Source organism: Glutamicibacter sp. (genome assembly GCF_032154645.1).
In the GTDB taxonomy this organism is placed as follows: Bacteria; Actinomycetota; Actinomycetes; order Actinomycetales; family Micrococcaceae; genus Glutamicibacter.
On sequence record NZ_JALDXV010000002.1, the window covers coordinates 12646 to 24901 of the forward strand.

Below are 12256 nucleotides of genomic sequence, written 5' to 3' on the forward strand. Positions count from 1 at the left end.
CAAATCGAACCGCTAGAATTCAGGTTATTTACGTTAACCGCGTATGTGCCATCCTTCCAATGAATACTCGACACATTCATCTTGGGGAGATTCACATTAATGCCAGTGGAGCCAATGTATAGCCAGGTGTGAAAATGGCCAGATGATCCCAGCTGGAAACGCAGGTTCGAATAAGTGCCAGCATTGCATGCTGCGATGTTCATTTCGGAAGGAGTTTTGATCCTTGCGGAACGAAACGGCAGATTTGCATGCTCAAGCTCCTACTAAAGGCAAGTAGCGCAAAGATTTGAAGGAAGTGGCCGAATACCGGTGGACTTATAAAGGGAAGCTCATTGTGGTAAAAATTTCTAAACGAACTGGCGAAATTTCAGATGGGTGGGTGCGATAGTAATGGCAGATTCTTCGTTGCTCGATGCGATCGAATCCGGTCGTTTGGATGTGTGTGTAGCAGCTGCAGTACTCCAGAGGCCCGAACCGCTGATTGAGAGTCTTGACTATCACCGAATCACAGAAAATGCCGAGCCGTACTGGGAATTTGCTAAGGCTTGGATTGCTGCGGCAGGAGCGCTGGATAAAACAGTTATTGCGCGCTGGGTAGTAGACATTTCTCTTTCTGAGTTTGCGTACTTGGAGATCCAGTCTGAGGCGGCCCAACTCTTGGTCAATTCGGTTCAGGATGCTAAGAATTTTCTGGCTGGGCTGATTGAGGATGTCTCGATTCTTTCCGATAATCCTGATGCTGGTTTGTCTAGGAGGCAGGTGCAAGAACTGAAAGCCAATGCTCAAGAACTTGCTCAACTGGTGATACCAGGCGCAAGTAACTAAGTTACAGATGCCCAACGGTAAAATAGTCAACGGGTGGTCGGCAGAAGAAACTCCGCCGACCACCCGTTGGGTTAAGGGTGGAAAACGAGTTCTTCAGGAATGAGTGTGTAAACGAAGCCTGAAACCTACAGGCTCCAATAACGACCGTGCGATATAGTGCGTCAAATTCTTGAATCCCAACGTGATACCCCGCGGGTGTTCCAAACCCTCGTTCAAGACTTCGGTAGGCTCATTCGAGCTTCCCACATGCTCGAAATACGCAAGGGCATCCGCCTTTCTTCGACGAAAGGTGTAGCTGAGCTGCTACAGATCCAGCGGCCCATTGGGAAACTTTGCTCCAATCCCGGCGATCGAATGTTCCAGGCACACCGTCCAATTTCGGATTTCGGCTACCGGCAGGCTTCTACTAACTTTTGATACACGTTCCAGAGCAGTTCAAGAGCCTCATTCGCTAACTCCTTGAACAGCTCTTCAAGTTTGGCTTAATGCTTTTCGGTAGCCAAAGATGGCCCGAGCTCATTATTCGCAGTCACATGGAGGGTGGGTCACACTTGTGTCGACTCCGACCATGTTGCAACCCTGAACTCTAGTCGACTCCAGGGTCTCAGAACCCGGCCTGACTACTTGGAATGACTCGAGGACACGGGTAAAGCCTTGACTGACGAACAGGTAGGGTAGGCCAGTTCCTAGCATGACCACCCCACTGCCAAGTCGGCGTAACGCCGTGCCAGAGCCGAACGCGGCCCGCCTCGCTACTGCCGTGCTGGACGCAGACAGGTTACTGACCTTAACGCCGCATTGACGGACAAGCTTGATGAACAGATGACCTCCAGGATAGTCACCGAATTCGAGTACGAGCCGGTGACAGTCATATGCTTCCTGATCGCCAACGCACACACAGATAGGGGTACTCCGAATCGGCGGTCGTTTCCATGGCCGGCTTGGCCTGTTTCAAGCATCCTCTTGAAACACAGTGCGGCGCAGGCTCAATCAGCACTTTGACACGAAACTGAATCGAGCGGTGGACCTCATGGCCAAGGTATGCATGCAGTTCAATCCCGAGCCCAAGTGCTATGTGGCGAAACGCAAGGCTGAAGGGTAGAACATCGGTAAATCAAGTGAGCACCAAAACGGTACATTCTCCGGAAAGTTCTTCATCAGCTTCGCATGCTGCCCCCTTAATAGAACACATAGAGGGGTCGAGAACGTTTTCATACCTTTACACTGGCTTAACACCGGTTTTGTTGTGCTTGATGCATGAAAACACCACGACTGCCCTTGTTCGGAGCCCTCCTCGCCGTCGGTGCGTTGAGTCTCGGCTCCTGCGCCGCGCTAACCGCCACCACAGCACCCGATGTGCCGCAGCCGGTGAGCTCGCTCTTCGGAAGCTTAGATGACGCGAAGCTGCGCGACACGAAGGTAGACCCCTTCGCAAACAACCACCCGGCGATCAGCAAGCTCGACCCGCAACTGCGTTCGGCCCTGCAGGAGGCGGCCGCCGCCGCGAGGCAGAACGGCATCAAGGACTTCTGGGTGACCTCAGGATGGCGTTCCGAAGGCTACCAACAGCAGCTGCTGGACGAAGCCGTAGCCACATACGGCAGCAAGGCCGAAGCCTCCCGGTGGGTTGCCTCCCCTACCAGCTCCTCGCACGTCACCGGGCATGCGGTGGATGTGGGCCCCACCGACGCGGCCGATTGGCTCTCACGCAAGGGGAACCGTTTTGGCCTGTGTCAGGTCTACGCAAATGAATTGTGGCACTACGAACTGCTCACCACCAAGGGCGGGGACTGCCCCGCGATGAGTTCAAGCGCAGCTGGCTAGGCATGGAGCACCCCACAGCAGACGTAGGATGGCAGCTATGAGAGTACTGCTCATCGAGGACGAGCCCTATATCGCCCAGGCCCTGAAGCAGGGGCTGGAGCAGGCGGGGTTTGCCGCCGATCTTGCCATGGACGGCCATCGCGCCATCGAGCTGCTGGGCGTGAATGACTATGAGGTTGCGGTGGTGGACAGGGACATCCCCGGCCCCAGCGGGGATGAGGTCGTGGCGTGGATGCATGCCAAGGGGCTCGGCACCAGGATCCTGATGCTCACCGCTGCGGCGCTGCTGGATGACAAGGTCTCCGGCTTCGAGGCGGGCACCGACGACTACCTGACCAAGCCCTTCGCCATGAAGGAGCTGGTACTGCGGCTCACCGCCCTGGCGCGACGGCCTGCCGCCAGCTCTCCCCCGGTCCTCGAAGGATACGGGTTGCGTCTGGACCCGTTCAAGCGCACCGTGCACCGGGACGGTGCGCCGATCGCCCTGTCCAAGAAGCAGTTCGCCATCCTGCAGATCCTGCTGGAAGCCGACGGAGGGGTCATCAGTTCGGAGCAGCTACTTGAACGCGCCTGGGATGAACATGCCGATCCGTTTACTGCGGTGGTGCGGGTCACCATGTCCTCGCTGCGCAAACGCCTGGGCGAGCCGGCAATCATCGAGACCGTCACCGGGGTCGGCTACCGGCTGAGCAACGCGGGAGCTGGTGCATGACGCGCCCGCTGCGCCGCGCCGGGCTCAGCGCCCGAATGAAGCTCACCGTGGTGATGAGCCTGCTGGTGGTGTGCACCGGTGCCGTACTTGTGGCTTTGGTGTACGTGTTTCTGCTGCGATACGTTCCCGATGTTTCGCTCAATACCCTGCGCGGCGACTTCGCACCCAGCCGCCGGGACCTTGCCGCGGCATTCCTTCCCCGCGCCCTGTGGGCGTTGGCTGCCCTAGTGGTATTCAGCGCTTTCGGAACTTGGCTGTTGGCAGGACGCCTGCTCCGTCCGATGCATAAGATTCAAGCCACCTCGCTGAAGGTGGCGGCAGGCGAGTTGTCCAGCCGCGTGGAGCTTCCCGGTGCGCGCAACGAATTCAGCGACGTTGCCGATGCGATGGACCAGATGCTCGACAGAATTCAGGATCAAGTTCAACAGCAGCGCCGCTTTGCCGCCAATGCCTCCCACGAGCTGCGCACGCCGCTGGCGGCCCTGCGAGCGACGCTTGATGTGGGGCCGCAGGGTGCAGACGGGGTTCGGGACTTCAGCAACCGGCTGGGAAACATCACTGCAAAGGCCGAGCGCACCGTGCAGGCGCTGCTTACCCTCTCACGCGCCGAAGCACAGGTACTGGCCATGAAGGACACCGACCTGTCGGTGCTGGTAGAAGACGTCGTGGAAGACCAACTGCCCCAGGCGCTCGCCGCAGGCTCTGAGATCGGGACGCGGCTGCCCGATGCTCTGGCCGTCAGAGCAGATGCCGAGCTGCTGGAGCATGCGCTGTCCAATCTGCTGCGCAACGCCATCGCCTACGGGCACGGCGGCATCTCGATCAGTGGGGAGCGCATAGGTGCAACGGTACAGATCACCGTGGAGAATGCCGGCGCCGTGCTCGGCGAGGTGCAGCTGCGTCAGATGGTCGAGCCCTTCCAGCGTCTTGACCGGCTCGGCTCCATCGATGCCGCGGGTGTCGGGCTAGGATTGTCGATCGTCGATGCGGTGGCCCGGGCGCACGGCGGCGAGCTGCTGTTGGCGGGCCGACCCGGAGGCGGGCTTCGGGCAACGCTGAGGCTGCCGGCGAAGTAGGTGGTACATTGCTACGTCAGTTGGTTTAACTGGCGCTAAGGAAGTCTTTAGGCGAAATTTCCTGGGAAGTTTTTGCGTGGATAAAGGGATTCGACAACGACGTCAGGCCGTCGCCCGAACAGCTATTTGCCGGGCAACGGCCTGCCATCACCGTTGGCGCAGAATCATTCAGCGTCGTTGGGCAACCGGAGGAGTCCAGGATCCTTCGAGCACACTGTCTTCGGGCCAGTAGGCGCGCAGGAACAGGCTGAATTCTTCATCCGGGGCCGGGAGCCAATTTGGTAGCTGATCAGCGGACCCTGGTTTGGCACCGCCGATGTACAACGTTAGCGAACCGTCTTCAGCAAATACTAGTCCCTGATTCTTTGTACCCAAGGAGTACCGGTCGAGCTCGTTTGGATGGAAGAAGTGGTGCTTGTTATAAACAGTCAACGACCAGAATCCTCGTACCGGCGGTAGTTCACCGGTTTCGAAGCGGACCTCGTAGTGATGCGAACCATCCAGGCGGCGACCATCCTCATCAAGATCCTGATAGAAATAGGTCGTCTCGTTCGGAGTATTAACAAAGATATTCGACTTGCCAACAGCCGTGCGCATCAGATAATCGGTGCCGAACTGCGCGCCAGAACGCTGGGTAGTCCAATTGCCTGGGACAGAAATACCAAAGTTCCGGAACTCGAAGAGCTCCTGAACCGTGGCATCTGCCTCCACAGCAGCTTCCCTCAGTGCGGCAGCGATCTGCGGGTCCTTGGATGATGCTTCGAGCACCGTTTGGAACCACGCGTAAAGGCCCTCTTCACCAGGAAGTGCTGGAATTTCTTTCAAGACGGCTGGCAAGACATCAAAGAAGGTATTTGGATCAACCCACTGAGTTTCGCCCTGCCCTGCTCCCTGCTCTCCATTCTCAAAAACCGGAACCTTGGACCAATCAACGGTCTTCATAGAACCGTCGAAATCAGAGAGTGGGTAGACGGTGATCTGATTAATAATTGACGCGATATCTTCGCGATCCGCGGCAGTGTCATCCATAAAGACTCGAGGAATGACAATTGCGATACGTGTGTCATAACGGAAGACCCCCGAAATACCTTCCGGAATCTCGCCATCCCAATCATCGTGGGCCAGCAGGTAGTGACCCGGTACGGTCCCATACATCTTGCCCAGCTCAACGAAGGAGTCTGTACGCTGATTGACGATCTGGTAAACCCAGAATCGATCGCCAAAGTCCGGAACTTGTACAACAGCCGGACCGCGTTCTGCATCCAATGATCCAAATCCATAAACGACATCTTGGTTAGGACATGCGACGACGCGTTCCTCAGGCCGAATGTAGTCGTGGAGCATCCCGATGTGATTTGGTGGGCCGGCGGGAACGATACCGCCAATGAGACCAGGCTCCGGTACTTGTTCCATGATGCTCAAGCGGTTATGCATATTTACCAGCGGCCAGCCCCATAAGTATGCGGTTCGGCCGATACTGCTGGCATATGCAGTGGTGATCTTCTGCCCTACTGTTGACACAGTCGCCTCCTCCTCAGGAATGGCCCACAATGCTTTTCATGTTCCGCTTTGAACCATACGTCCAGTTTCAGTCGATCAGGAAGTTCCTCATCCTCGAAGTATGAGATGTCGGCCTTGCCTTGACACCATACGTGGCATGGAATGGACTGCAAATGTGCATGGGGCAAGTGGCCGGGCCAGACGGCTAAATGCAGGAGTGCCCAGGCTGCCGGCCGCTAGTGCAGCTGGTTCATCGCATGGTCCAGCGGCACCCGCCAGCGCCAGTTAGCCTTTTCTTCGCCGCGCACGTGCCCGTTGGTCACCAATGCCACCGGCAGCCCACGTTTGACGAAGTCAAGCAGGATGCGATAACCGCTCATCACCGCTAGCGATGATCCGAGCACGAGCAGCGAGGTGGATTCATTTTCCAGCGCGTGCATCTGCTCCTTGCGTTCGGAAGGCACGCTTTCACCGAAGTAGACCACGTCCGGCTTGAGTACCACCGAACCGCAGTTCAGGCAGTGGACCATGACGAATTTGTCCACCAGGTACTGCGGCAGTTCCACGTCCCCATCCGGGTTCACCGCCGCGGGGTCGACCTCGACCTCTTCCAGGTAACCAACGTTGGCTTCCTGCAGCCTTGCGTCGAATTGCTGACGGTTCTCGCTGTAGCCGCAGTCGAGGCAACGCACGATCGACAGGTCCCCGTGCACCGGAATCACGCGATGCGAACCAGCCTGCTGATGCAGCCCGTCCACGTTCTGGGTGATGATGCCTGAGATCTTGCCTTCACGTTCCCACTGCACCAGCCGGCGGTGGATGTCATTCGGCTTGGCCTTGTCCATATGCCGCCAGCCGACGAAGCCCCGGGCCCAGTAGCGCTGACGCGCTTCGGGACGGTAGCGGAATTCCTGGTAGGTCATCGGGCGGTGTCGCTGCAGGGAGCCGTTGGGGCCTCGGTAGTCGGGGATGCCCGAATCGGTGGAGACTCCCGCCCCGGTCACCACGAGCACCTTGCCTGCATCGAGCATCGACTGCACGCCGTCTCGCGCCACCGGCTCGGGGTCGGCTTCTGCCTGTTCCTGAACAATCCTCTGCATGGAGCGGATGGCCGAATGGTGAGCCATCTGAATTGATAGTTCTTCTGGCGTGCTCATGTATCGCCTTCCGGTGTTCGTGACACGACAAAGGCCGCAACGACCTTGTAGCTAATGTAGCTTAGTCGTTGCGGCTAGTCGTAAAAATGTACTGAAGAGCTGTACCACTAAATTTCAAGCCGTGGCACTTCGAGCCAAGAACTCCCGGCGCTTCTCGACGAGATTAGTCGTCGTCTTCGTCTTCGGAGTACTTCTTAGTCAGCTCGTCGTAATCCGAATAGTCATCGTCATACGAGGTTTCATTACGCTCAGGTTTCTGAGCATGATGATCGGACCCGACACCTAGTTCACGTTCGAGTGCCGAGAGGTCAGTCGACGGCGAGTAGTACTTGATATCTCGCGCCTGACGCTGTGCTTTAGCCTTTTGACGGCCGCGCCCCATGGCGTGACCCCCTCTTTTCAGTAGAGTCGGGAGGTGGTCCACCTAAAAGGTGAAGGCCCCCGAATATGTGATCAGTTCTTTCGTAATTAAAGGTTAACACGATTCACTGGCGAGCGCTTAACGCAACACCCAGCCGAACGGTTAGACTGTCAATTAGTCCAATGACTATTTGATGCGAAGTATGGCTTTCGCGCGATCGCACGATGAAGGAGCCCATCAGGTGGTGGAACAGAATCTGCCCGAGCCGCAGGCGGCACTCCCGCCGCTGAGCCCGGAACCCCAGAAACCGAAGCGCCAGTTTGGGCAGTGGTTTCTCCTTGTCGCCGCGGTCATTGCGCTGGCAGCCGCCATTGTTTTCCTTGTTTTGCGCGTGATCGACCCTCCCTCCCGGCAGGGCGCCGACGAGGTGGAGCGCAATCAAACTCCGGGCCTTGACGGGGTGATCGCCGAAAATATGCCGCCGGAGCAATTGATCCTGGCCGACTGCCTGCGCGGCTTCAAGTCCCCGCTGGACCTGCAGACCGTTGTCACCTGTGACTCTTCACACAATGCCCAGCTCATTGGCACTTTCGACGTCGAAGACGGCCCGGACGCACCCTACCCCGGCCCCGATGACCTGCTGGCCCGTTCGGAGGACCTGTGCAAGTCGGTGGCCCTCGATCCAAGCGCAGGTATTGACTCCACCTGGACCTACCATTTCTCCCGGCCTTCCGAGGGCACCTGGAAACAGGGCGACCGGACGATCTCCTGCTTCTTGAGCCTGTCCGAAGGCAGCATCCGCAGCTCGCTGCTTCCCGCCACCGATTCAGACACGGCCGATAGCAGCGAGCCCGAAGCAAGCGAGCAGAAGACCGAAGAGGATCAGAATTCCGGCAACAGCAACTAGCCGCTGCAGCAAAACCAAGTATGGCGTGAAAGCAATTGCTTTCACGCCATACTTTTTTGCCCTGAGGTTCCGCGCCCGGTTAGTTCTCCTTGCGTCCAACGACCAGGCGGTCATTGGCCTCGTCCAGGGTGACCGATACCGTGTCCCCGTCTTGGATTTCTCCGGCAAGGATTTCCTTGGCCAGTCGATCGCCGATCTCTCGCTGCACCAGCCGGCGCAGCGGACGGGCGCCGTAGGCAGGGTCGTACCCTGTCAGCGCCAGCCATTCGCTGGCCGCCGGATCTACATCAAGGGTCAGCCGGCGTTCAGCCAGGCGTTCACCGAGCTGGTCAATCTGCAGCTTGACGATATTGCCCAGCTCCTCGATGCTCAGCGGATCGAAGAGGATGACCTCGTCCAGACGGTTCAGGAACTCCGGCTTGAACGATGCGTTGACCACGTTCATCACGGCGCTCTTCTTCGCCTCGGCATCCAAGGTCTGATCCACCAGGAACTGGGACCCCAGATTCGAGGTGAGAATCAGGATGGTGTTCCTGAAGTCCACCGTGCGCCCCTGGCCATCGGTCAACCGACCGTCGTCAAGCACCTGCAGCAGGATATCGAAGACCTCGGGGTGGGCCTTCTCAACCTCGTCGAGCAGGATCACCGAGTACGGCCGGCGGCGCACAGCCTCGGTCAGCTGACCGCCCTCTTCGTAGCCGACGTATCCCGGAGGGGCGCCGACCAGCCGCGAGACTGAGTGCTTCTCCGAGTATTCGGACATGTCGATGCGGACCATGGCCCGCGGGTCGTCGAACAGGAAGTCCGCCAGCGACTTGGCCAGCTCCGTCTTGCCCACGCCGGTAGGGCCGAGGAACAGGAAAGAACCGGTGGGCCGGTTCGGGTCGGCAATGCCTGCCCGGGTACGGCGTACCGCGTCGGATACGGCGGCTACCGCCTGCTGCTGACCAATCAGGCGCTGCCCGATGATCTGCTCCATCTCCAGCAGCTTCTGGCTTTCGCCCTGAAGCATGCGCCCGGCGGGGATGCCGGTCCAGGCGGAAATCACCTCGGCGATGTCATCGGCTGTCACCTCGTCGGCGACCATGCTATGGGCCTGGGCCCCGTCGGATTCCGCCGCATCGGCTGCTTCCAGCTCCTGCTGCAGGGTAGGGATTTCACCGTAGAGCAGGCGTGAAGCGTTTTCCAGATCCCCGTCGCGCTGGTACTTTTCGGCCTGCGAGCGCAGTTCGTCGAGCTTGACCTTCAGGTCGCCCACCCGGTTCAGGCCCGCCTTTTCCGATTCCCACTGGGAGTTCAGGGCGTCGAGCTTCTCCTTCTTGTCTGCCATGTCCTTGCGCAGCGCTTCGAGGCGTTCAACCGATGCCGGATCGGTTTCATCGCTCAGCGCCAGCTCTTCCATGGTCAGCCGGTCGACCTCGCGGCGCAGCTCGTCGATCTCCTCCGGTGCGGAGTCAATCTCCATGCGCAGACGGCTGGCGGCCTCGTCGACAAGGTCGATGGCCTTGTCGGGCAGCTGGCGTCCCGAGATATAGCGGTTGGACAGGGACGCCGCGGCCACCAGGGCGGAGTCGGCAATCGACACCTTGTGGTGCGCCTCGTAGCGTTCCTTCAGGCCGCGCAGGATGGCAATGGTGTCATCCACGCTTGGCTCGCCGACAAATACCTGGGCGAAGCGGCGTTCCAGCGCCGGGTCCTTCTCGATGTTTTCGCGGTACTCGTCCAGGGTGGTGGCGCCGATCAGGCGCAGTTCACCGCGGGCAAGCATCGGCTTGAGCATGTTGCCGGCATCCATGGCACCTTCGGAGGCGCCGGCGCCGACTACCGTATGGATCTCGTCGATGAAGGTGACGATCTGCCCGTCGGAGGCCTTGATTTCTTCGAGCACCGCCTTCAAGCGCTCCTCGAATTCGCCGCGGTACTTGGCACCGGCCACCATGGCCCCCAGGTCAAGGGAGATCAGGGTCTTGCCACGCAGTGATTCGGGCACGTCGCCTGCGATCATACGCTGGGCCAGGCCCTCGACCACCGCAGTTTTGCCGACGCCCGGTTCACCGATGAGCACAGGGTTGTTCTTGGTACGGCGTGAGAGCACCTGCACCACACGGCGGATTTCACGATCGCGGCCGATGACGGGGTCAAGTTTGCCGGAGCGTGCAAGGGCGGTCATATCGGTGCCGAACTTTTCCAGCGACTGGAAGGTCGCTTCAGGGTTCGGGTTATCCACCTTGCGGTCTCCACGGATGGTAGGCAGCGTGCCCAGCAGCACCTCGCGCGTTGCACCCAGTTCGCGCACGGCTTCGCCGGCCTTGGTCTGATCCGTGGTCAGGGCGATGAGAAGGTGCTCGGTGGACACGTATGTGTCCCCCATTTCCGTTGCGACTTCCTGGGCATAGTTGACTACCTGCAGCAGCTGGCGGGAGAACTGGGCCTGTGCCACAGATGAGCCGGAGCTTGCCGGAAGCGACTTGATGACAGAACTGGCCTTCACCGAGAGTGCGTCGACATCAATGCCGGCGGTCTTGAGCAGGGCAACTGCAACCGAGTCACGCTGATCGAGCAGTGCCTTGAGCAGGTGCGCCGGTTCAATCTGCGGATTGCCCGCAGTTGACGCGTTCATCCCGGAAGCTGAGAGAGCCTCTTGGCTCTTGGTTGTGAGTTTGGTGTCCACGCGCATCCTTTCTCTAACGAGGGTGAACCCTTATAAACTTGAGTCTACTTAACTCAACTCTTGTCTGTCAGTAGATATTCCAAGAGATCTGAACTTTTCCTAAGATTTTTTCTTGCTTCCCTTCAGCTGCTCTGGACACACTGAATGCATGGCAATTCAAGCTTTCAAGGATTACACCGACACCAATCATGACCAGCTGATTTGGAAATTCATCAACGAACACCGAACTGCGCTGGCAGCCTGCCTCGACGGTATGACTGAACAGGAGGTGCGAATGCAGTTGGTGCCTTCAAAAACCACCCTTCTCGGTTTGGTCAAACACGCAATTTTCGTTGAACGCGCGTGGTTTGAAGAAGCGCCCACCGGATTTTCCCGGCAAGAGCTGGGGCTTGAGACAGGCCCCGATGAATCTTTCGAACTCACCGATGACGACACCATCCTCAGCGTGCGCCAGAAGTATCGGCAGACTCTCGGAGTTTCGGCGGCCGCTGTTGAAGGCAAGACCGGGAAAGACATCTTCATGGGCAATCGCCGCGGCCCCATGTCCCTGGCATGGATCCAGCTGCACCTGTTGCGGGAGCTTGCCCAGCACTGCGGTCACGCCGAAATACTCCGCGAGCAGATCATCGCGGCCAGGAACAACTAACAACCGGCGATAGGCTTGGGCCATGCCACTGACCCTAGTTCCATTGCCAGCTGACCACTTCGACCGGTGGCTGCAGCGAAGCACCCGAGAATACATTGCCGATCTGGTTGCCACCGGCCACTCGGAGCATCAGGCAGCGACTGCCGCACACCAAACCATGCGGCAGGCCTTCCCCGAGGGTAAGCCCACGGGGAGCAACTCGGTATTCCATGTTCTCGATGAAACCCTCGGCGTCGTGGGTTACCTGTGGATAGGCCGCGATACGTCCGAAGATCCAAGTTCCTGGTGGATTTGGGACGTCTTGATCGAAGAGAAATTCCGCGGCAGGGGCTTCGGCAAGGCAACGATGCCCCTGGCCGAAGAGCATGCTCGTTCCCAGGGGGCAAACACGCTGGGATTGAACGTTTTCGGGTTCAACAAAACCGCCCGCGGACTTTATGAGTCCATCGGCTATGAAACTACCAGCCTGAAAATGCGCAAGGTGCTCTAGCCACAGCGGCAGAAGGGCGGGTAGGTTACAGATCACCACGTCATCTACCGTTCTCTTCTTTTCATCATCCAAGGATTCAGGTTAGGC

The 12256-nt window shown here is 58.6% G+C and carries 11 protein-coding genes and 1 pseudogene; 7 read left to right on the forward strand and 5 right to left on the reverse strand.

Going from position 1 to position 12256, the window contains the following annotated elements:
- Nucleotides 1–390: 390 nt before the first annotated feature.
- Nucleotides 391–825, forward strand: coding sequence for a hypothetical protein (locus RUH64_RS01940; protein ID WP_313810893.1), 435 nt, complete (start codon nt 391–393; stop codon nt 823–825).
- 93 nt (nt 826–918) lie between these two features.
- On the opposite strand, the pseudogene RUH64_RS16875 reads toward RUH64_RS01940, so the two are convergent.
- Nucleotides 919–1110 (reverse strand): annotated as a pseudogene (locus RUH64_RS16875) (ISL3 family transposase); the annotation flags it as partial.
- 972 nt (nt 1111–2082) lie between these two features.
- On the opposite strand from RUH64_RS16875, the gene RUH64_RS01950 reads away from it, so the two are divergent.
- The 3 genes from RUH64_RS01950 to RUH64_RS01960 are packed head-to-tail and all read left to right on the forward strand — an operon-like array spanning nt 2083 to nt 4437.
- Nucleotides 2083–2649, forward strand: a complete 567-nt coding sequence (locus RUH64_RS01950) for a M15 family metallopeptidase (RefSeq protein WP_313810894.1) — start codon at nt 2083–2085, stop codon at nt 2647–2649.
- Between the two features lie 37 nt (nt 2650–2686).
- The gene (locus RUH64_RS01955) at nt 2687–3361 is read left to right on the forward strand and encodes a response regulator transcription factor (RefSeq protein ID WP_313810895.1); all 675 of its coding nucleotides are present in this window, start codon (nt 2687–2689) and stop codon (nt 3359–3361) included.
- Nucleotides 3358–4437, forward strand: a complete 1080-nt coding sequence (locus RUH64_RS01960; protein WP_313810896.1) for a HAMP domain-containing sensor histidine kinase — start codon at nt 3358–3360, stop codon at nt 4435–4437. The genes RUH64_RS01955 and RUH64_RS01960 overlap by 4 nt, the downstream gene beginning before the upstream one ends.
- 168 nt (nt 4438–4605) lie before the next feature.
- On the opposite strand, the gene RUH64_RS01965 is transcribed toward RUH64_RS01960, so the two are convergent.
- The 3 genes from RUH64_RS01965 to RUH64_RS01975 form a co-directional block, all read right to left on the reverse strand.
- Nucleotides 4606–5958, reverse strand: coding sequence for a DUF1214 domain-containing protein (locus tag RUH64_RS01965; protein ID WP_313810897.1), 1353 nt, complete (start codon nt 5956–5958; stop codon nt 4606–4608).
- Nucleotides 5959–6173: 215 nt separating this feature from the next.
- Nucleotides 6174–7094, reverse strand: a complete 921-nt coding sequence (locus RUH64_RS01970) for a Sir2 family NAD-dependent protein deacetylase (RefSeq protein ID WP_313810899.1) — start codon at nt 7092–7094, stop codon at nt 6174–6176.
- Between the two features lie 163 nt (nt 7095–7257).
- Nucleotides 7258–7476 carry a DUF3073 family protein gene (locus RUH64_RS01975; protein WP_313810900.1) on the reverse strand — a complete coding sequence of 73 codons (219 nt, stop codon included), beginning with the start codon at nt 7474–7476 and terminating at the stop codon, nt 7258–7260.
- A gap of 223 nt (nt 7477–7699) precedes the next feature.
- Between RUH64_RS01975 and RUH64_RS01980 the strand changes: the two genes are divergently transcribed.
- Nucleotides 7700–8362, forward strand: a complete 663-nt coding sequence (locus RUH64_RS01980) for a septum formation family protein (protein ID WP_313810901.1) — start codon at nt 7700–7702, stop codon at nt 8360–8362.
- A 79-nt stretch (nt 8363–8441) separates the two neighbouring features.
- Here the strand turns inward: RUH64_RS01980 and clpB are convergent, their stop codons facing one another.
- The gene (gene clpB / locus RUH64_RS01985; RefSeq protein WP_313810902.1) at nt 8442–11033 is read right to left on the reverse strand and encodes an ATP-dependent chaperone ClpB; all 2592 of its coding nucleotides are present in this window, start codon (nt 11031–11033) and stop codon (nt 8442–8444) included.
- A 148-nt stretch (nt 11034–11181) separates the two neighbouring features.
- Between clpB and RUH64_RS01990 the strand changes: the two genes are divergently transcribed.
- Together RUH64_RS01990 and RUH64_RS01995 are read left to right on the forward strand one after the other, a co-directional pair.
- Nucleotides 11182–11679, forward strand: a complete 498-nt coding sequence (locus RUH64_RS01990) for a DinB family protein (protein WP_313810903.1) — start codon at nt 11182–11184, stop codon at nt 11677–11679.
- Nucleotides 11680–11701: 22 nt separating this feature from the next.
- Complete coding sequence (locus RUH64_RS01995) at nt 11702–12169, forward strand: GNAT family N-acetyltransferase (protein ID WP_313810905.1); 468 nt, start codon at nt 11702–11704, stop codon at nt 12167–12169.
- The last annotated feature ends 87 nt before the right edge of the window (nt 12170–12256 follow it).